The organism is Flavobacterium sp. MFBS3-15 (assembly GCF_026107645.2).
GTDB lineage: Bacteria > Bacteroidota > Bacteroidia > Flavobacteriales > Flavobacteriaceae > Flavobacterium.
The window spans coordinates 36,768-58,684 of sequence record NZ_JAPCHV010000001.1 but is presented as its reverse complement, the minus strand read 5'-3'; the positions used below and the strand labels follow the sequence as shown (position 1 = coordinate 58,684).

Annotated in this window: 14 protein-coding genes; 4 read left to right on the top strand and 10 right to left on the bottom strand. The window is 42.4% G+C overall.

Annotation, left to right across the window (positions count from 1 at the left end; genetic code table 11):
- The first annotated feature begins 429 nt into the window (after positions 1–429).
- Positions 430–2,103, top strand: coding sequence for a PNGase F N-terminal domain-containing protein (locus OGH69_RS00260; RefSeq protein WP_265172428.1), 1,674 nt, complete (start codon positions 430–432; stop codon positions 2,101–2,103).
- A gap of 314 nt (positions 2,104–2,417) precedes the next feature.
- Here the strand turns inward: OGH69_RS00260 and OGH69_RS00255 are convergent, their stop codons facing one another.
- The 6 genes from OGH69_RS00255 to OGH69_RS00230 all read right to left on the bottom strand — a co-directional run bounded on the left by OGH69_RS00255 (position 2,418) and on the right by OGH69_RS00230 (position 13,672).
- Positions 2,418–3,779 carry a pyridoxal-phosphate dependent enzyme gene (locus OGH69_RS00255; protein ID WP_265172427.1) on the bottom strand — a complete coding sequence of 454 codons (1,362 nt, stop codon included), beginning with the start codon at positions 3,777–3,779 and terminating at the stop codon, positions 2,418–2,420.
- 90 nt (positions 3,780–3,869) lie between these two features.
- A complete protein-coding gene (locus tag OGH69_RS00250) occupies positions 3,870–5,666 on the bottom strand; it encodes a putative porin (protein ID WP_265172426.1) in 1,797 nt (598 codons plus the stop codon).
- Between the two features lie 293 nt (positions 5,667–5,959).
- Entirely contained in the window at positions 5,960–6,838 is an 879-nt protein-coding gene (locus OGH69_RS00245) for a hypothetical protein (protein WP_265172425.1), read from the bottom strand.
- Positions 6,839–6,858: 20 nt separating this feature from the next.
- Complete coding sequence (locus OGH69_RS00240; RefSeq protein ID WP_265172424.1) at positions 6,859–8,394, bottom strand: RagB/SusD family nutrient uptake outer membrane protein; 1,536 nt, start codon at positions 8,392–8,394, stop codon at positions 6,859–6,861.
- Positions 8,395–8,454: 60 nt separating this feature from the next.
- Complete coding sequence (locus tag OGH69_RS00235) at positions 8,455–11,517, bottom strand: SusC/RagA family TonB-linked outer membrane protein (RefSeq protein WP_265172423.1); 3,063 nt, start codon at positions 11,515–11,517, stop codon at positions 8,455–8,457.
- A gap of 265 nt (positions 11,518–11,782) precedes the next feature.
- The gene (locus OGH69_RS00230) at positions 11,783–13,672 is read right to left on the bottom strand and encodes a S8 family serine peptidase (protein WP_265172422.1); all 1,890 of its coding nucleotides are present in this window, start codon (positions 13,670–13,672) and stop codon (positions 11,783–11,785) included.
- 188 nt (positions 13,673–13,860) lie between these two features.
- Here OGH69_RS00230 and OGH69_RS00225 point away from each other — a divergent pair, with 188 nt between their 5' ends.
- Positions 13,861–14,499, top strand: a complete 639-nt coding sequence (locus OGH69_RS00225) for a ribonuclease HII (RefSeq protein WP_265172421.1) — start codon at positions 13,861–13,863, stop codon at positions 14,497–14,499.
- On the opposite strand, the gene lipB is transcribed toward OGH69_RS00225, so the two are convergent.
- Together lipB and OGH69_RS00215 are read right to left on the bottom strand one after the other, a co-directional pair.
- Positions 14,464–15,189: a lipoyl(octanoyl) transferase LipB gene (lipB, locus tag OGH69_RS00220; RefSeq protein WP_265172420.1), complete on the bottom strand. Its 726-nt coding sequence runs from the start codon at positions 15,187–15,189 to the stop codon at positions 14,464–14,466. The genes OGH69_RS00225 and lipB overlap by 36 nt on opposite strands.
- A gap of 112 nt (positions 15,190–15,301) precedes the next feature.
- Positions 15,302–16,039, bottom strand: a complete 738-nt coding sequence (locus OGH69_RS00215) for a hypothetical protein (protein ID WP_265172419.1) — start codon at positions 16,037–16,039, stop codon at positions 15,302–15,304.
- Between the two features lie 187 nt (positions 16,040–16,226).
- Here OGH69_RS00215 and lysS point away from each other — a divergent pair, with 187 nt between their 5' ends.
- The gene (gene lysS / locus OGH69_RS00210; RefSeq protein ID WP_265172418.1) at positions 16,227–17,921 is read left to right on the top strand and encodes a lysine--tRNA ligase; all 1,695 of its coding nucleotides are present in this window, start codon (positions 16,227–16,229) and stop codon (positions 17,919–17,921) included.
- Positions 17,922–18,091: 170 nt separating this feature from the next.
- On the top strand, positions 18,092–19,891 hold the full coding sequence (locus OGH69_RS00205) for a T9SS type A sorting domain-containing protein (RefSeq protein ID WP_265172417.1): 1,800 nt from the start codon (positions 18,092–18,094) through the stop codon (positions 19,889–19,891).
- A gap of 52 nt (positions 19,892–19,943) precedes the next feature.
- On the opposite strand, the gene OGH69_RS00200 is transcribed toward OGH69_RS00205, so the two are convergent.
- A complete protein-coding gene (locus OGH69_RS00200; RefSeq protein ID WP_265172416.1) occupies positions 19,944–20,873 on the bottom strand; it encodes a transporter in 930 nt (309 codons plus the stop codon).
- Positions 20,873–21,916, bottom strand: coding sequence for a cytochrome-c peroxidase (locus tag OGH69_RS00195; RefSeq protein WP_265172415.1), 1,044 nt, complete (start codon positions 21,914–21,916; stop codon positions 20,873–20,875). The genes OGH69_RS00200 and OGH69_RS00195 overlap by 1 nt, the downstream gene beginning before the upstream one ends.
- Position 21,917 lies beyond the last annotated feature (1 nt).

The window sequence follows — 21,917 nt, the reverse complement described above, 5'->3', positions numbered from 1 at the left end:
TAAAGACGCTCGAGATTTGGCAAATTTATGTTCAAAATTTGGCAGTCCAGAAATGTATCCAGATCTAATCTTCTCAGGTTCACAAAAGCATTAATACCTTGAGCAGAAGTTATCTCAATCGAAAAAAAATTAAGTTCCCAAACTTCAAGGGCTTCACTAACCTGTATTTCACCATCACCATTAGCATCGATAATCATACTATTGCCATTACTATTTTTAGCGATTCCATTGTTAAAATTAGCGGCTAATAAACGTGCTTTAAAATTAGCATCCGGTATATCCACAATCTGCGCCCCTGCCATTCCTGACAGCAAAAGCAATAAAAAAAGTGAAATATTTTTCATAATAATTGGTTTATTTATACTGTAGTCCTGCCAAATGAAAAAAGGTTGCGCAAAAATTTTAAAAAAATTGGCGAACTTAGCAGGCATGAAACAAGCTTTCTTCCTACTCCTGATTTTAATTACGGCCATAGCTTACTCCCAAAAGCAACCTGTAGCCGTAAAAGTTAGCTACCAAAAAATATCACTTGGCAAAGTGGCCGATGCCGATAACCCAATCATCATTTTTTCGGATGCACATAAAACACTGGTAAGCAATAAGAGTATATTTGATGGAAAAGCATCCTTCCCTATAGAGCAATCATTGGTTTACCATATCGATAGCTCCTATGTAATTTCAGCCGAATGGTCCAAAGGAAAGCACATTGCCACAAGAGACTCTGTTTCACTGAAAAAACAATCCTTCGAATTGCTTCCGGATACTAAAACAATACTGGGGTACAAGTGCAAAAAGGCAAGAACCATCATCAACTCCAACACCATTGAGATTTGGTATACCAATGACCTGAAACTTAAAGGCGCTCCCTCTCTCCTGGGCCAGGAACTCGGTTTGGTTCTGGAAACTAACCGCAACGGCAGTTACATAGTAACAGCTACAAATCTCGAAAAGCTGAAGAGTATTCCGCCAGCCATACTTCCTGCCATAGCAAACAGACCTGTGGACATGCTCACTTACCGCGATGTGCTTTGGAGATCCAGGTTTATAACACTCCCGGTATTTAAAGATGAAATCATCAATTTTTCGGATGCCTCGAAATCGAATGACAGTATTCTCCGGTTTGCTAATGGGACCATAGCGTTGCGGAAAATAAAGTTTCCCGAGATTAACACCGGCAGCCAGGTTTTTGTCGAACTTAAAGAGCAATCCAACGGCGACGCATACGACCGCACCGGATCAGTTTTCCTAATTCCCGAAGACCAACAGCAATCGTTTATGGATGGCCTTCGCGATGGCGCCACTACCCTGCCGGAATACGATAACGGAAACGGGAAAAAATACCACGGAATATTGCGAACGAATAGCTATAGCCCACTACTGGAGTTAATGCGCTTCTTTACGCCTTTTGGCATCAAACAATATGGCCATATCCAGCTTAAAGGCAAGGATTGGCATGAAATTGTGCCTTACAGACAAGATGTGTCAGAACTTACCCCGTTGTTCAGCAATAAGGAAATGTGGGTGGGTGTTTTCATCGGCAATTACGATAAAGGCGGCCACAAAGTGAGTCTGGACATTACCATACACAAAGACGAAGTGCAATACAATGAAGATAATTTTGTGCTGCCGCTGTTCAACACCGTAAATGTAATGGAAATGGCCGGCCAGGAATATGCTACCATGTTCAACTCGTCAAAGGGACTTGAGGTTACCTTCACTTTGGAAAAAGATGTAAAAAATGTCCGTCTGCGCTACATCACTACAGGTCATGGGGGCTGGGAAAATGGCGATGAGTACCTGCCGAAAAAGAACACCATAACCCTCGACGGCAATGTGGCCTTTGCCTTTGTGCCGTGGCGACAGGACTGTGGTTCGTACCGATTGTTCAATCCTGCGTCGGGGAACTTTGATAACGGGCTCTCCTCCTCTGATTACAGCCGTTCGAACTGGTGTCCCGGGACAATTACTAACCCTGAATTTATCGACTTGGGCAATCTGAAGGCAGGTACCCATACGCTAACCGTTACCATTCCACAAGGTGCACCTGAAGGTAATAGCTTTAGCGCGTGGAATGTATCAGGTGTACTACTTGGGGAAGAGTAATTTTTAAAGATGTCCCAATCATACAATTTCTTATCAATTGGCAGGGCTAACTTTATATAAAACTTTAAACATCAGGTTTATGCCACTTAAATCAATAAAAATATTAGGAGCTACAGCAAGTGTTTTGCGTTTGTATTTTTAGGAATATATCTTTTTAATAAAGACAACGATTACTCCATGATTAAAATAGTGGGTCTGGCAAATATAATTTTCTTCGGATTTTTTAGCCTGTTGGGACTGTATGCCACCATGAAAGGCATAATTACCAAGAAGAATTCCTGAAAAAAACAAGCCCCGAAATGCGGGGCTTTGTATTACTTTATCGAACTAATGATGTCGTGCTTGGTGATGATGTGGTGCTTGCCGCCTCCCAAATCTACCAATACAGCCTGGTTGTCCTTATTAATCAGTTTTGATATTTCCTCGATGGAAGTATTTTTCTGCACTATAGGGTAAGGTTTGCCCATAATTTCACGTATCGGCTTCTCAGCAATATCCTTATCCTCCACATAGCTGCGGAAAAGGTCGGTTTCATCAACAGAACCGACAAAGCCATTGGTATCAATTACCGGTATTTGTGATATTTTGTACTTGCGAAGGCGCTCAATGGCATGGCTTACCAGTTCTTCGGTACGCACAATCACAAGCGGCTTGTCAGAATGGCCTTTTATGAGATCTTCTGCCTTTGTGATATCCTCATCAAGAAAACCGCGCTCACGCATCCAGTCGTCATTAAACATTTTGCCCACATAGCGGCTGCCACTGTCGTGGAAAAGTACGACCACTACGTCGTCCGGCTTAAATTCATCCTTGAGTTGCAAAAGTCCTTTGATAGCAGCACCGGCAGAGTTACCTACGAAAATGCCTTCTTCAAGTGCCAGTTTGCGTGTATAAACAGCGGCATCCTTATCCGTAACTTTTGTAAAGCCGTCAATAAGTGAGAAATCAACATTCTTAGGAAGGATATCTTCGCCAATGCCTTCGGTTATATAAGAGTAGATTTCGTTCTCATCAAAAATACCCGTCTCGTGATATTTTTTGAAAACCGAACCATAGGTATCAATTCCCCAACATTTTATATTGGGATTCTTCTCTTTCAAATATTTAGCAACACCTGAAATTGTTCCGCCCGTACCAACACCCACAATGAAGTGGGTTATTTTACCATCTGTCTGTTCCCATATCTCAGGACCCGTTTGCTCATAGTGCGCTTTTGCATTGCTCAGGTTGTCATACTGGTTTACGTACCACGAATTTGGTGTTTCTTCTGCCAGGCGCTTTGATACGGAATAGTATGAACGCGGGTCTGTTGGTTCAACATCAGTCGGACAAACAACAACCTTTGCGCCAACTGCACGAAGGATATCCATCTTTTCTTTAGACTGCTTATCACTGATTACGCAAATGAGCTTATAACCTTTTACAATGGCACAGAGCGCGAGGCCCATGCCTGTATTTCCAGATGTACCCTCGATTATGGTTCCGCCGGGTTTCAGCCTTCCATCAGCCTCTGCATCTTCAATCATTTTTACAGCCATCCTGTCTTTTACAGAATTTCCGGGATTGAAGGTTTCGACTTTGGCTAAAACCAAAGCATCAATTCCTTCAGTTATCTTATTAAGCTTTACCATAGGTGTGTTGCCGATGGTTCCAAGTATGTTATCTGCGTATTTCATTATAGTTTTCTGTCGTTTAATTACAGTCCTGCAAATATATTGCATATAATTTTAAAGTAATTGTAATTATTAAGTGAGAAATTGAACTCACTAAGAGAAGAAATCCCAAATAACTCCGAAACGTACTGTGAAATCCCTGTAAGGTACATTCGGTGCTGAATAAAAATCATATCCTGTCATGGAAGAGTTGAAATGTTCTGCACGAAGAAACATCCTGAATTCTTTAATCTTAGCATTAATAAAAAAGTCAATAAGCGGGAAACCTCCAAACTCTTTTTCTTCCTGCACAAAAAATTCGCCAATGAGCGGGTTATAGTCATTGCCATAATACTTTGTAAAGTACTGGAAGGTAAAACCGGTTTGCAGGAACAATGCCCTCTTGAAAAGATATTGGGAATAATAGAGTGTGTTCCTTGTAACAAATTCAGGAACATTTAAAATTTTATCCTGTTGGTCTACCTTTTGATACAGTACCGTATTATCAAGTGCAAAACGCCACACCCTAAATTCACGGCCCACCTTCGCTGAAAAGTAATTGATGGTGTTGCCATACTGCCGGGGCTTTACATATAGGGTATCAATATTATCGGGAGCGGTAATCGTATTTACAAACTCATTCCTGAAATACAAATGATCATTCAGTATGGTATACTGAACTGAAGCATCTACCCATTTGGTTTTAGCCTCAATCTCGAAACTGTTTATTTTTTCGTTTTTCAGGTCATCCCGGTACCAATTGTATGCTTTATAATCGCTTTGATATAGCCTGAAGTTAAGATTTGGCAGCTTGTTCATATTTTGGTAACGGGCTGTAACGCTATTCTTTTCATCAAAATCATAGCGGGCCGAAACATCTATATTGGCAAGTGACTGGTCGGTTATAGAGTTTGATATCAGGGCGGACCCCTTTAACTTATCTTTTTGATAGGTATAGCGGGCACCGTAAGTATTAATCCGGTCGTTAATAGCATTCGGGATTCCCAGTGATCCATCGGGATTAAGGATTATGGTGCGGTAAAAATAGTTGTAATTATAATCCTCAACATAAAACTCCAGCATACCAATATTCTCATTACTATATGCAGCTCCAACCATATTATACATCATATTGTACCTGGTCTTATTATTAATGGAGGTTGTATAAGAAGCCCCAAACCTGTTGCTGCGGGTTGGCTGGGTGTATTCGTAAAATTTGGTTTCGTAGTTAAACCTGTGATGGAAAACAAGACTGTTGGGATTATCCTTATTGAGTCTGAAAGTGTGGTCTACAAAAAAACGATTGCCTTTCATAATTGAAGTAGCATCGGTAAAATATACCTCAAGCCGCTCCCGATTAGTGTACGGCTCTTCGCCGGACTCAAAATAATCAGGCCTCAATATACCTCCATTTTCCTGGTTAGAAAGATCCTGGCCGGTAAAATGGGTCTTCAGTACATACCTCTTATTTGCAGTATTATAACTCCCCCCAATGCGGAAATTACCATTACTGGAAATGGAATTGATGTATTTTCCAATAGACCTTATACCCTTGTAGCCTACAAACAGATTGAGATTCTCAGAAGTATTTACTGTGATTAATGCATCAAGTATCTGGCCCTGTTGTTGTGTAGAACGATAAAATAAATCCGTGTAAGGCGTCGCAACGTTATAGTAATTGATGTCTTCGACTTCCTGGTAGGAAAAGTGCTTCGCCCTGAAGCCAAACTCAGGAAAAGGATTGAATTTGGTAAGACCATAATCAAGCGTATTGTAGGTCTGTCCATCATTCGGAAATGCCAGGAGCCCAAAATTATCCTTGCGGAGGTAATTATTACGGTATTCCCACTGTATGGTAAGCGAAGTATCTACAATAGTCGTATCTCTCTCAATCGTAATAATTTTGTACATATCAACTGTAGCAATGGTATCAGAGGCTTGTGAAGGTTCTTGATCCCTATCATTATCCGTCCGCTCTACAGATCTTATAGGAGCCTGTTTTGACTGAGAATTTAATCTTCCTTTTTTCTTTTCCTGGGAAAAAAGCAATGCCGGCAACAACAAAAGAAAAACAGAAATTAAAATTCTTTGCATTGAAAATAAATTTAGGCAAATGTAATTAAATTTTACAAACAGGAATATTCAGGTAACGTCAAAAAAAAGGGCTTTCGTATGAAAGCCCTTTAAAATATTAAATTTTAATATTAGTTAGTCTGCATGATATCAGGCCAGTTTTCGCCATCCTGACGGATAAGATCAACTGTCCCCCTGTCACCGTAACCATTAATATACTTAAAAGTCATTATAGGTCCAGAAACACTAACCATAGTATATGTAAATGAATCACCATATTGATCCTTACCAGTAGCTTTAATTTTATTACAAACCCACTCAACACCGGCCTTATTTACGCCTGTACCGGTAGCTGGACCGTCATTATACACTGTAGGATACATACCGAAAGACAAGTCTCCTATAAAATATTTTCCACTATCTGGAGTTCCATTCTCAGTCCACGTTATAGTTCCATCAAAGCTGCCAGACAGTGTTTGCTGTATTCCTCCGCTACCGTTACCAACACTAATATCGTATTGAACATAGGTGTGAGTGCCTGCAAGGCTTTCGGTAATAGGACAAACTTTGAAAATAGAAACTGAAGTTTCCTGCCTGGTGTCAAGAGTTGCGCCTTCGACACTATCAAGCAGAAGCACAAGATCAACTGAACCTGAATCAGGCAATTCATCAAAGTTACCCAATATTTTAATTTCTGCATTGTATGCTCCTGCAGGAACAATAAGTGATGCAGGATCAATAACATAATCTGCAGCTTCGGCTGTTGAACGATCAGGATCAATCGAAACAACAACAGCCCTGTCCTGATTTGATACAGTAGTAACATCAACTAAAACAGTCACTGAAGATTCTCCCTCTGAATTCACAGCAAGCTCTTGAGCATCTTGCCTGAACGCAGCTATCGACTGGCCGTTGCGGCCATCAAAAGTCACCGTTTCTTCTTCACAGCTCGTAAGCATTACTGAAGAAAAAATGAACAGTGCAGCGAACTTAAATATGTTCTTTTTCATTTTTCTTAGAATTTAATTGTTTAATAATTTGGATTTTGCTGAATCACTGTATTAGCAGCTGTTTCAGCTCTTGGAATAGGCATTATAAACCTATAGTCATCCGAAGGAATGGTACAGAACCCGTTGAATTCACAATCCCTTGGGTCACGATCAACCTGCTCGTCGGCAAGAAGACCTAAGCGACGTAGGTCAACATACCTATGCCCTTCGAAAGCAAGTTCAATCCTTCTCTCATTAAGAATGGCCTTCCACGCATCTGTCGCATTACTAATTGGACCTACTTGACCAGATCCCGGAGAATAACGTACGCTCCTGATTGAATTGATTTGAGCCCTTACATTAGTAAAGTCACCAATGCTTGCAAAATATTCAGCCCTGATAAGTACCATTTCAGAAAACCTGAAAACTTTGATATCATTAAGCAACGCAAGGTTCTCGCTACCAGGATACTTACCTACAGGAAGGATGTCCTCAGTAAAATACTGGTAATCGCTAACCGAAGGATCATTATAGTTTGGAAGAACTTCAGCAGTAGGGTCTACAATAACTTCTTCCCTGATATCTGATGTGTTATACACCAAATTGAAAAGAGCCCTGTTCACTTCAAAAAATGGAGATCCGTCTACAGTACTGTTGATCGACGACCATACCTGAGCAAAATTACCTGTGGTATTACCACCCGGGTTAGCCCTGTTTACCTTAAAAATAACTTCATCAAATGAAGGGTTCAATGGGCCATCACTCCAAATAGTTTTGTAGTTTGCCCTTGGAGTAAGGTTGTATCCTGTAACCGCATCGGTATTATAAACAGCTGTATCAAGTTCATCAACAAAAGCTTTTGCGCTGGCAAGGTCACCTCTATAGGCAGCCATACGCGCCCTGAAAGCAGTTATAAATCCAGGCTTTATATAGGTATTATCATACTCAGCACCTGCGTTGTCGCCCGGTTGTGGATTTGTAACGGAAAGATTAGTTGACGCAAAATCAAGATCACTGTTTATAAGTGCAAACACCTCTCCTGTAGTATTCCTTGGAAGTTGTGCATAAATATCCTCAGGAACAAAATCAACAAGGATAACACCCAAAGATGAATCGTCGGTCATATCCTCAGAGAAGTAAGTAAGCAGCTGCATGTGGCCGAAGGCCCTAAGAGCATGAGCCTGGGCAAGGATATGGTTATACCAAGCAGTCTCATCTTCGTTTACATCTGCAGTAGTAGGATCATCCTCCTGGATAACTACATTCTCAACACCATGAATAAGCCTGTTGGCAGCATTGATAAGTGAATAATTCGACAACCAGATTGAAGCCGCATCACCTGAATTTGCGTTAAGCATAAATGCAAGTTCACCGTCAGTACCCTGTCCACCATTACCCCTGCCTATAGCAGTCTCATCAGTAAACAGAGAGGTGAAATAAATCTGCGTTTCACCAGGAATACTGGCATAAACACCGTTGAGGCCAAGCTGCATATCTGAAACGGTTTCATAAACCCTGTCCGGCGGCAACTCGCTCGGCTGCGTGATATCTATAGCGTCATCACAAGCTACAAACATTGAAGCAGTAATAACAAACAAAATCGCTTTAAAATTTCTCATATTCATTTTCCTTTTTTTTTAAAATTGTACTTCAAGGCCTAAAGAAAGAATTCTCGGAGTTGGATACTGATATTGGTCAGCACCACGGTTACTTTCAGCATCCCATCCCCTCCACTTGGTCCATGTAACCAGGTTTTCTGCCTGGAAATAAGCCCTAAGACCTGTGAATGGAGTTTTTTCCAACAATTTATTACTAAAGCTGTAGCCAAGGCTCATATATCTTAACCTTACGTAAGATGCATCTTTCAAATACCTGTCAGAGTTAGCATCCATACCTTTGTTTGTCAATGTCAAAGACGGGATATCAGTTACTCTGTTATCAGGTGTCCATGCATTAAGAAGATCAGTAGTTTTATTCCATGTACCGATATCAGTTGGATCCTGAAGACCTTCAAGGTCATAATCAAACCTGTAGATATCAGCTACGAATGAGAACTGAGTTGTTAGGAAGAAACCTTTATATGAAGCATCGAAACCAAAACCACCCTGATAAGTTGGGATGGAAGTTTTTCCTGTTAGCCTTCTATCGTCCAATTGATCAGGATTTTCTGTAAGCTGTCCATCTTTAGTATAGAATAGCAAGTTACCATTTGCAGGGTTAACACCTGCATACTTTATAAGATAAAACTGCCCCAGAGAACCACCTTCGTCACGAGCGGTTAGACCAAGATCACGGAAGTTGTTAACGGTAGTTATATCAAGCAACTTATTCTGGTTATAAGAGCCATTAAAGTTTAGTGTTAGCATGAAGTCGTTCGACTTAATAACATCATATGCCAATAACGCCTCAACACCCTGGTTCTGCAAAGAACCTCCATTTGCAAGTATTTCATATGTACCTGTAATAGCCGATAACTGTGCTTCCTGGTACAGGTCATCAGTAGTCCTGCGATATACATCAAAAGTACCTCTTAATCTCCTGTTGAACACTTCAAAGTCAACACCTATGTTTGCCTGCGCAACAGTTTCCCACTGAAGGTCCGGGTTACCCAATTGACCAAGTATATAAGCAGGCTGATTGGCATAACCTGTACCTTGTGCAAATAAAGTCCTTGCACCGTTAGGAGCGTTAAATATACTTTCACCGAAGATGTTCTGGTTACCTGTAGTACCGTAAGAAGCCCTTAACTTAAGCATTTGGAACACAGAACCCTCCATGAAAGATTCCCTGTCAATATTCCAACGACCAGATACTGACCAATAAGTACCCCAACGGTTTGTTTCAGCAAAACGGTAAGAAGCATCCCTGCGTATAGTAGCGCTCAAACCATATTTCTCTTTATAATCGTAGTCAGCGCTTGCAAAGTACGAGAACAGACCTGCAGTTCCTTTTCCTGAAGCAACTTCGGGAAGATAGAATGTAGGAGTACCCGGATCGAATGGTATGAAACCAGCACCGTTACCCGGCACAAAAACTTTAGGATCCAAACCATTCTGAGCATAGTTGAACGACTTAGAGTGTCCTTTAAAGTATTCTGTAAATGCAGAAGCATCAAGTGTATGATCACCCCAGCTCTTCGTAAAGTTAAGGTTCACGTTTGTATTGAACAAAACGTTCCTTGCAAAGCTTTCAAACTGCCATCCAAGATATTCCTCTCCAGCCTGAGCAAAGAACAATGAGTTGAATGAAGTAGGATCCTGAACCTGAAGGCCGGTAGCCTGAGTATAGTCAGCACCAAAAGTAGTACCTGCAGTAAGCTCATCCGTAAGCCTGTAGCTCGCCTGAACGTTACCGATCATTTTCAATTCTTCAGTTTGAAGGGTACCTTTTTTCATAATATCAAGCTGCATAAGCGGAGAAAGCAGTAGCGAACCAGCACCTATGTTATTAGGATCTGTAGCATCAGCACGGTACATATCCACAAGAGCCTGGCTTGTTGTATACCAGTCCGGGCTAATGTAAGGCACGCCTTGGTTAGCACCCAACACAGGGTTGATGTTAACGTTACCTGTTCCGATGTTCGAAGCTTCGTCCCTTCTTGAATAGTTAACTGTAAGAGCAGTAGAGTAATTAAACCTACCATCATTACTACGGCCTGTTAGGTTATTCCTAAAGTTAAACCTTTTTAGCCTTGTATCGATAAGGATACCTTCCTGATCAAAGAAACCTACTGAAGTATAAGCCGAAAGGTTTTTACCACCACCCGTAAGACTCAATACATGGTTTTGCGAAGTACCCGTCCTGAAAAGAACATCCTTCCAGTTAGTATTAATATCATAAGCAGCGATTTCCTCATCAGTAAGGCTCGCACCATATCCTCTTTGAGCTGTCTTCTCAAGACCTAAAAGCTGCCTTGAATTCATCACGTTGTATTTGTTGCTCTGCATCTCAGTAAAGCTCGTAATACCTGTATACTTAACTTGAAGCGGCGAATCGAATGTACCTTTTTTAGTCTTAACAATGATAACACCGTTAGCACCCCTGTTACCGTATATTGATGTTGCACCGGCATCTTTAAGAACTGAAACCGATTCGATATCATTCGGGTTAAGACTCCTGAAGTTATCTGCATCCAACGGTACACCGTCGATTACAAATAAAGGCTCAACTTTACCATTAATAGATCCATAACCCCTTAGGATAACTGTACTGTTAGCACCCGGCTGACCTGAACCTGTCGAGATATTCAAACCAGGAATCTGGCCCTGAAGCGTTTGAATAAACGACGCATTCGGCCTGCCTTCGATGGTTTTTGCAGTTACAGTAGTTACGGCAATATTGGAAAGCGGCTTGGTCGAATTCCTATAACCCTCAACAACGACATTATCCAAAACAGTAGGATCATCGGTTAACGTTACATTAGGAACTGTCCCTGAAGCACTCACAGTAACCACCTGAGTCTGCATTCCAACATAAGAGATTTCCACTTTATCACCAGGTTTTGCCTGAATGGAATAGTTTCCATCAAAATCAGTCTGAACACCCGGAGCAGAAGAACCCTGAACCTTTACAGTAGCACTGGGAATTGGCATTCCCGTGTTGTCAACGACAACCCCTGTAACTGTTCTCTCCTGCGCAAAGGAAAACTGAATAAAAAACGCCAGCAACAGCGTAAAAATCCAAGTAAACTTTGATTTCATATTAAATTAATTTGAGTTAGTTAAGTTGCAAATCTATTAATTTATTTTAATATAACAAACTTTTAACATTGCAATACTTCCTAAAGTTTTAACAATATTTAGTGTAAATGAAAAAACCACAAAAGATTGATAATAATTGCCCACATAAGGTATCATTTTTTGAATTAAAACAAAACGTCAACCAAAGCTGACGTTTTATTATTAGATACCTCAAGTTGAAAAAGGTTGCGTTATATTTTGAAAATTATTTAATTTTTTTAGAATCTTATTTAATTACCACCTTTTTTGTTTGAGTTTTTGAACCATTGGTCACACTCACAATATACATTCCTGCAGACAGACCGTCAATATTAATAGTGCTCTCAGGAGAGGACATGCTCTCACGCGCTACAACCCTTCCCTGAATATCAAAAAGCTGGACATTAGCCTCACCTTCAATACCTGACGGAAGGGAAACTGTAAGTTGATCATCAGCAGGATTTGGCCACACATTAAACATACGCGACGCCGTATCTTCTATACCTGCAGTCTCCTCAATACCGGTAACAATAAGGGAATAATTCTGCGCACCGCTTACAAGCGTACCCTTATTAGACACAGTAATTACATATTCACCGGAAGCACCCTCAATCTCAACTTTTTCAATATTATCAACATTATTATCGCCCTGTATCGCTGCATCAGCCATAAAATCAGCAAACTTCCACGGCATATACTCTTCACCACCAACTTTTGTAACCCTGATATCAAGATTGTTTCTTAACACTGGTGTACTAAGGTCTACTGTTCCGGTATTTGCATTTCCCGACCTGTCAGTCCACGAAATCGTTGCAACAAGCTTATTAACCCCGTCAGAAGTTACAGTCCTTGTATAAGGCTGGCCTTGGGTAAGCTGTTTTTCCTCAACAATAGAAACCGAGCCATTATCTGAAATAGCCTGCGCAGCTTTTTGGGAATTCATCAATCCCCAGCCAAAAGCGGGATCCGGACCGTCCCAGTCGCCACACTCGTCTGCCGTATGCGCAACAAGCCCACGCAGCGTTGAAGACCACATGAATACACCATTTACATTGTTATAATGCTGTTGCAGCAATATACAGCTACCGGCAATTCCCGGAGCAGCCATTGAAGTTCCCTGCATCGTACCGTAAGCAGTGTCGTTAGTGGCATAGCTTGAAAACACGGCAACACCTTTCGCACTGATATCCGGCTTAATCCTGTTATCATCTGTAGGTCCCCAGCTGCTAAAGTTAGCTATCTGAACACTGTTCGGGCTCGTATAATTATTTACCCCATGTACCGCAGCAACAACAATTGCATTTTTCGACGTTGCGTAACAATTTACAAGGTCATAACCAAACTTCGAAGGATTGTTAGCAGGATTTTGATTATTATCGTTACCCGCAGAAACTACTGGTTGGTAGCGGGGAGCATTAAAGGTAATATCATCTAAGATTTTTGCATAACTCCAGTAAGCCCCCCAAAAAGCGGTACCGGCACTGAATGGCGTAAACCCATACGAGTGGTTCGAAACCAGCATTCCCTGTGCAGCCTGCTGAATCATTTCAGGAGTATCGGAACCGAAAGCTTCAAAACTCCTGATATTTGCTTCATAAGCAATACCCCTTGCCGCAGCATTACCAGTACCTCCACCTGCTATTGTACCTGCGATATGGGTTGCATGATCGCCATATCCAATAAAAGAATCGCCAATCTCCACCCTATCCCCAAAATTTTGGTGTGATATACGTACCTGCTCTCCATCCCAAACACCAACAAGCATACCCTGCCCGGTAAGACTTAACCCCATACCGCCACCGGGATGTAACTTATTTGCACGTGTTGTTATGGCAGCACCAAGATTATAATTTGTAAAATATAGCGGAACTCCGTCTTCAGTTACACCCATCAATCTTTGGCGCTCACCCCAGCTGCCCTTTTTCTCCAAAGGCCAGCCGTTTATTCCCGCAAGCCTTAAAGCCTCGGCATAATTACTCGTACGAAACTCTATTTGTTCCTGCTCAAGCCTCGCTAACTCTTCAAGATTATTATCCTTAACGATTAGCTTGCGCTGCTCAGCTGTCTGAGCAAGAGCCGAAAATCCTGCAAGGAAAAACCCTGCAAGTAAAACAGCCCTCATTGTATTTTTTTTCATTTTTTGATTGTAAATAGTTAATAATTTAATAGCAATTTTCCATTGAAAGCCAGCAAAAATACATTTTTAGGCAACATGGATTAGCAAAAATAATAATTATCACAAATTAGGATGTATTAATTTTAAATTTAACTTTATCGGGAGTATCTTTGCTTCAGGGATATACGTAAAAATAAGAGACAGGGTTTATGCTGGCTTTGAAATTTTCAGAACATTTATATGAAACCGGTACTGATGAAGCCGGGCGCGGCTGCCTTGCAGGGCCAGTGACCGCCGCTGCGGTAATATTGCCTGAAGATTTTCAGAACGACCTCCTGAATGACTCTAAACAACTTACTGAAAAGATACGCGAGCATCTCCGCCCAATTATACAGGATCACGCACTATGCTACCACGTGAAGCATATAGAGCCGGAAGTGATAGACGAAATCAACATCCTCAATGCTTCTATTAAAGCTATGCAGGAATGCATTACCCAACTTAATCCGGTACCACACTATATTATTGTAGACGGCAACCGCTTTAAACCCGTAAACAACATACCTTATAGCTGTATCGTGCAGGGAGACGGCAAGTACCTGAGCATTGCCGCTGCATCCATACTGGCAAAAACCTACAGAGATGAGTACATGGACCGTATTCATGAAGAGTTCCCTATGTATAACTGGAAGAAAAATAAAGGTTACCCCACAGCAGAACACAGGGAGGCTATCAGGAAATACGGGATTACAAAATACCATCGTAAGTCGTTTCGGCTATTGCCCGACCAACTGGAACTGCAGTTCGATATTTTAGAAGATGTGCACGTTACGATCTACAATCCGTAATTCTGCTTCGAAAAGGTTGGCAAAATGGTTCAGCAGTTTTTCCTTAACTTTATCTTCATTTACCTTTTCCACTCCCAGTTCTACATTTAATGACGTTACAGCCTTTCCGCGAATGCCACATGGAATGATGTTGTCAAAATAACCCAAGTCAGCATTCACGTTAAATGCAAAGCCATGCATGGTTACCCAACGAGACGCGCGTACACCCATGGCGCATATTTTACGGGCAAATGGAGTGCCTACATCGAGCCATACGCCTGTTTCGCCTTCGCTGCGCGTACCGGCAATGCCATATTCTGCGAGGGTGAGTATTACCATCTCTTCTAAAAGGCGCAGGTATTTATGGATGTCTGTAAAAAAATTTTCAAGGTCCAATATCGGGTAGCCCACAATTTGGCCGGGACCGTGATAGGTAATGTCCCCTCCCCTGTTTATTTTATAAAATGACGCACCCTTCGCCTCAAGCTGCTTTTCGTTGAGCAGCATATTGGCCATGTCGCCGCTTTTACCCAAAGTATATACGTGTGGGTGCTCTATCAATAACAGGTAATTTGGCGTTTCGGTAGCCGATTCTTCCCTCCTGTTGGCGATTTTTATGTCGAGTATCTCTTTAAAAAGCTGCTCCTGGTAATCCCAGGCCTCCTTGTAGTCCATCTGGCCCAGCTCAAGGAATTGTATTGTCTTATTCATTGTCATAAATGCTAATGCACTACAAAGTTACAAAACAAAACAACAGCCATTACATAATAAAAAATCCGGACAGGCTGCCCATCCGGATTTCGTAGTCCTCATTATATCAGGATTACTTTTCAAACTCTACTTCAATCGCCATGGCTTTCGGATTATCGAAGAATTCATTAAGAGGATATGTAAGCGTTACCGTTTTCTTGTCGGCGCTTATTACCGCATTTTTATTTGATACTTTTTTTACTTTCTTAGGGAACGTATAGTTTAGCTGATAGTTTGATTCGCCAAACATAGCCTTATACATTTCTTCATCGCCCTCATCATCTTTTTTCTTAGGCTTCTCAACAATCTTTACCTTCCTGCTGAATTTCTTGCCGTCATAAGCATAGCTCACTTCCGAACCATTCTGGAACAAGCCGCCCATATCCGGCTGGCCTGCCTTTTTGTTCATGCTGTTCAGGTTGCCGAACAGGTTCATCATGTCCTGAAGCTTATCGGCCTTGTCAAAATCAGCAAACATATTAATCACCATTTCTTTTGAAGCAGGATCCATCAGCATCTTAACCGTAAAACGCTCCAGGCTCTTCAGCCTTGTCTGTTCCTCTTTAGGCAATTTTGCTATACTGTCGGCTTTTTCGGCCAACATTTCTTTAAATGTAAATGACGAGTCGATGCGCTTTTCACCCTCCTCAGCCATTTTGTCCCCTGCCATGGCCATAAGCCCTGAACCGTCAATATCGAATGATACCTTTCCCGAACCGTTTTCATTAATAACAATGGTTTCGCTAAATGTACATGATGTTGTAAAAAACGCCATCATCAGGCCCAGGGCCCATAGTAATCCTTGTTTCATTTTTTGAATTGATTTAGTGCTTCAAATATAGTAGTTTGCAACGAATTACACGAGTTAGATTAATCAGTTTACGACATTATTCATAATCTGCTGAAAATTGGCATGATTTGTTTAATTGCCAACCGCAAAACCAAATTGCTTTTTTACACAATATCACTATCTTTGCTGCCTTAAAATCATAACTATCATGCAGCTTTCAGAACAAGAAATCATCCGCAGAGAAAAACTGGATGCGCTGAGGAATCTCGGCATCAATCCTTATCCCGCCAACCTTTTTCCGGTAGACCATACCTCGAAACAGGTGAAGGAAAGCTTTTCTGAAGGTAAACAGGTAGTTGTGGCGGGAAGGCTGATGTCCGTACGCATACAGGGCAAGGCTTCTTTTGCCGAGCTTCAGGACAGCGAAGGCAGAATCCAACTTTACTTTAACCGCGACGAAATTTGTCCCGGTGAAGACAAGGTAAAATACAACGAGCTTTTCAAAAAACTGATCGATCTTGGCGATTTTATAGGCGTAGAAGGTGAACTTTTCACCACTCAGGTAGGAGAAATGACGATCAAAGTGACCGATTTTAGCCTGCTCAGTAAGACTTTGCGTCCGTTGCCGATGCCAAAAACAGATGCCGACGGAAAAGTATTCGACAGCTTTACCGATCCTGAGCTTCGTTACCGCCAACGCTATGTAGACCTTGTGGTAAATCCGCAGGTAAAGGAGGTTTTCATAAAAAGGACAAAGCTTTTCAATGCGATGCGTTCGTTCTTTAACGATAAAGGATATTTTGAGGTGGAAACCCCTATCCTTCAATCTATTCCGGGTGGCGCTGCTGCAAGGCCGTTCGTTACACACCATAATAGCCTGGACATTCCGCTGTACATGCGTATTGCTAACGAACTGTACCTGAAAAGGCTCATCGTGGGCGGATTCGACGGCGTATACGAATTCTCGAAAAACTTCCGTAACGAGGGTATGGACAGGACGCACAACCCAGAGTTTACTGCCATGGAGATCTATGTTGCCTATAAAGACTACAACTGGATGATGGAGTTTACCGAGAGCCTGCTGGAGCATTGCGCCATAGCCGTGAACGGTACTGCCGACGCTACTTTTGGCGAGCATAAAGTAAGCTTTAAGGCGCCGTATGCAAGGGTAACCATGACCGATGCCATCAAGCAGTTTACAGGCTTTGACATATCCGGCAAGACCGAAGAAGAAATATATGAAGCAGCCAAAGGCATGGGCATCGCTGTAGATGACACCATGGGCAAAGGCAAGCTTATCGACGAAATATTCGGGGAAAAATGTGAAGGCAACTTCATACAGCCAACCTTCATTACCGATTACCCGAAAGAGATGAGCCCGCTGTGCAAGGAACACCGCGACAACCCTGAGCTTACCGAGCGTTTTGAGCTGATGGTATGCGGCAAGGAGATCGCAAATGCATATTCCGAACTAAACGATCCTATCGACCAGCGCGAACGTTTCGAGGCACAATTGAAGCTCTCAGAGCGTGGCGACGTAGAGGCAGCGCAATTCATTGATAACGACTTCCTGCGCGCATTGGAATACGGGATGCCGCCTACATCAGGGCTTGGCATAGGCATGGACAGGCTCATCATGTTCCTGACCAACAACCCGTCGATACAGGAAGTGCTGTTCTTCCCGCAAATGAGGCCGGAGAAAAAAGCCCTCGAACTTACCGAAGACGAAAAAGCCGTAGCCGAACTGCTAAAAGTAAGCGGCCAGCTGGCACTTGACGCACTAAAACAACAGGCAGGCCTGAGCGGCAAGAAATGGGATGCCGCCATGAAAGGGCTATCCAAGCATGGCCTTGTAAAAGTGACCGTGGAAGGCGATAGCAAAACGGTTGAGTTTAAAGGGTAAATATCATATTACAATACTAAAAGCCTCTGAATATAAAATTCAGGGGCTTTGCTTTTAATGATATGCCCTAAAACCAAAAGACTAATTTACTAAGTGGGAAAAGATAACATTTTACTATTCAGCAGTTGAGAAATTAGTATTATTTTCGCCTGAGAACCAAGTCAACCATTATGAAAAATATCCTTATCGCTATCTTATGTCTGTTTTCACAATACTCTTTCTGCCAAGAGCAGGAGGAAGTCTGGACATTGATCCAGCAAGGCGAAGACATATACAATGGGCAGATAGAATACTATAACTGGCCCTATCGATGGGATATAGAATCTTTGGATATGCACCAGGTGGAGGAAGGTTTTCTTACGTGCGGTTATTATAATGACCTTACCCTTGATTCACGGGACGGTAACTCTTATGACCTTACTGATAAATACGGTGCTTACCTGGCAAAATATGATCTTAACGGAAATATTCAGTGGGTAGTACGTACTGAAAAAGCTGAAAATGAAGAACGAAATGTAATTATGTCGATTGATACTGATTCCCAAGGAAATATCTTTATTGTCGGGCATTCTGACGGTAACATTTATGATACTACAGGAATACCTCAGGCTATTTCTCCGCAACTTGAATACCCGGCACCATTCGTCATCAAACTTACCCCTGATGGTGAAATCATCTGGAAGATGGTAACAACTGGTATGTGTCCTAAGCGTGTGGCCATCGATGGCAATGATAATATTATCGTTGGCGGCATGTTTCCATATACAAATAGCGGTAGCACCTACATCAACGATACATATATAAATACATTTTCTGATATATCAGGTGATGATGCAAACTATTATATTGCCAAATTTTCACCAACCGGTCAACAATTGTGGGATGCCGGGATTAATATATATGCCGTGAATAGGGAATCTGTTGAAAACTTCACCTTTGATGCGGATAATAATATTTATGTTCATGGGGGCAATGAGATAAACCTGAAAATATATGATGCCGATGAAGATGACTACCTTGAAAAAGGATGGAACGGTACCTACGGGGGAAGCATGTATATCGCCAAATTTACACCTGAAGGTGACGCGCAGTGGCTCGTTACCAGTGAAAATGCAAGTGTTGGGTCGATCGTAACCATGCCCGATGGAAACAATTATGTTTGTGGAAGCAAAAATTTTGGCAATGGCGTGCATGTCCTGACAAATGCCGACGATTCAGAAATTACCCAAAATGAACACGCAGGGTTTTACCTAGCCAAATTAAGCCCGACTGGTTACTGGCAATGGATTACCGGGTCAACGGTTGTACAGCACGGATATATCCACGAAATGATAAAGCATGGCAATTCCCTTAGCATAATCGGGTCTTTTTGGGAATATGACACACCAACGGCAACTGCTATAATAAACGGAAATAACGGATATGCCAATCTATCATTAAATATTTCCGATCTGTTCATCGCCTCCTATGACCTAGAAGGAAATCTTTTGCACCTGAGCAAAAGTGGGGATAATGAGCCAGGAAACCTTATGCAAAATTATACGTCCGGCTATTTTATGGACAGCGAAGGCTATGGGTACCTCCAGCGTAATCTTTGGTATTATAACCAGGGAGGACCAATTGATTTTTATGGGCAAAGTATTGGCCCAACTTTAGGACCCGATGCCGTAATTACAAAGTTTAAGCCGAAAACTAGCGAGCAGATCATACTAAATACTGAAGAGATAAAACCGGCATCTGCCTCACTTTCGCCAAATCCTACAAATGGACTTTTCACTATCACCCTGAACGGCATTTACCCAGAAGTAAAACTGAAAGTTACCGATATTTCCGGTAAATTGGTTATGGAACGCACCTATGGCAACTCCGACGAAATTTTAGCAGAAATTGATGGTGCTGACGGAATATATTTTGCCAGTCTTGAAACCGCAGGCGCAAAACAATGGTTTAAAATCATTAAGGCAAATTAAAAAAAGGCAAACCCTGCAAGAGCAATTAAGATTTTACAGGGTTTTATGTATATCACAAACTATAATTCAAATTCACCGACCACCGGTAGTTTGCCTCTACCCTGCCGCCGGTAAGGTTTTGGCTGATGGGCAGCATACCAGCCACACCCACTGAGAATTTACCCAAGCCGGCTTCAACGCCCAGCTTGCCAAAAAGGATGTCGCCTTTGGTATCGGGCAAATCTTCGCCATATTGCTTGTTGGCGGCATACAGTTCTCCCGCTATTCCCGCCTGTGGCACAACAGTTAGTTTGTCTCCACCAGCCATATAGAACAGCGTTGCGGCATAATTGAACTGGTCGCCAAAATGGTACTTCTCACTATTCTCCGTTTTAAAAGTGTAGTTCACCATAGCATTCAGCCCCAAATTATTGCGGGTTATAATATATTCAGCAGCCAACAGGTAGTCCCAGCTTCCGGTACCTACCTGGAAGCTGGGGTTCACGCTGCCGTTATTGGCACTGTCGTATTTGCCTGTAGGCGCTTTAATTCCGCCGCCCATTTGCAGGACGTGGCGGAAGGGCACACTATCATTCTTTGTTTGGTACAGGGTATATAATCCCAATACGGTTATATCACCAAGGCCATCTATGGACTGTTCTCCCGTAGCAAGTCTGCGGTTATGGAAATGGTACGGCACCAGGGCAGACACCTGCAGATTTTTGGCCACCGGTATGCGCGCCCACGCCTGTACAGTATTGAAGTTCTCATCGACCCACGGAGAATTGTTGAAAATACCGTCAAGGCTGGAATAGCTTTGGTGAAAGTAGCGCACGCCCACAAAATTACCATTGATCATCGAGCTGAAGCCCATGCCCCCGCCACTGGCCGAACACCCACAGGCATCGCAGTCGAAAGCTTCAAGATACTTTGTAAAATTGCGTGGCGGGGTATTGGCGAATGCCATTTGTGTCATTAAAATAAAAAAGGCTATTTTTTTCATCAGGTTCTGTAGTAAAATAATGGATTAGCGAGGAATTCCTCATCAGTAAGGGTCTTCAGGAAAGCGATAATGGCTATCTTTTCGTCGGTGTTCATCGGAATGCCCAACACGCCGGCATGATTCAATTGCGGGTCGAGTGTTTCCGACTGCTGTACTCCCATGGCATAAAAGCTAAGCACCGACTCCAGCGACCCGAAACGCCCGTCGTGCATGTAGGGCGTGGTTTTCTCCACATTACGGAGGCTGGGCACTTTAAACTTATAAGCATCCGAAGCAAAGCCTGTCACAATTTCCCGTCCCTTGTCATTAATGAACGGGTTCGGCGGCAGGCCGTTGTTACGGAAACTGTTATCAGTAAACAGGTCGGTAGCATGGCACGTGGCGCATTTGCTTTGAAACAGCTGAAGCCCCTGTAATTCCTCTTGGGTCAGGCTTCCGCCCGGTTCTTTGCGCACATACTTATCATACCTTGAATTAGCCGACACCATCATAGCCATGAACTGTGACAGTGCTTTCAGGATATTTCCTGAGGAGACCTGTTTATCCTCAAACGCCTCGCTGAAAAGCTTTATATATTCCCGGTCGGTTTTGAGCTTATCGGCAATGGTTTCCAACGTTTCCGCCATTTCAATCGGGTTGTGTATCGGGACAATAGACAGCATCTCCAGGCTGTTGGAGGCACCATCATAAAAGTATTCGCTCTGGAAAGCCATGTTCTGCACGGCCGGGGCGTTGCGGGTTCCCTCCTGGTTGTTGATGCCGTGGCTAAACTGGTGCCCATGATGCGTAAAAGCGTAGCCCTGCTCATGGCAAAATGAACATGATATAGTACCATCTGCCGAAAGGCGGCCATCATAAAACAGCTTCCTGCCAAGCTCAAACCCTTTTTTAGTGACTGAAACATTTTGTGCCAATGCCGGGAAATTTGACGGCACATCCAACTCCATTGCTTCATTAACCGGAACGTAATCTTTATCCTCACTGCATGAGGTTAACGGCAACAGCAAAACCATTGCCATTGCCGTGTAAATGAACCGCAGCATA